Here is a 347-nt window from a genome sequence, read left to right on the forward strand (position 1 = left end):
TTGCGGCCGGTATTGCCGATTTCGTCCACACGCAGGAAGAGGGCGCGGATGCGGTCGCCGCTGCGGAAGTTTTCGCGTGGAATCATTTCTTCGCGCGGAATCAGGGCGTCAAGTTTGCCCGCGACGACTTCAACGATGATGCCGTGGCGCTCGACACGTTTTACCGTACCGGAAACGATGTCTTCTTTAGAGGCGAGGAACTCGTTCAGGTTTTGTTCGCGCTCCGCATCACGGATGCGTTGCAGGATGATTTGTTTGGCAGTTTGCGCGGCTTGGCGGCCGAAGCCTTCGTTTGGCAGCTGCTCTTCGTAGTATTCGCCGATTTGGATGGTTGTGCCGGGAATTTC

General features: G+C 56.8%; 1 protein-coding gene. It reads right to left on the reverse strand.

Features of this window, described 5'->3' with window-relative positions; all coding sequences use genetic code 11:
* The coding region (locus tag ACTHSP_RS23065) for a NusA N-terminal domain-containing protein (protein ID WP_440347135.1) at positions 1-347 on the reverse strand (347 nt) is incomplete at both ends.

This window comes from Neisseria sp. P0001.S005, assembly GCF_051963715.1.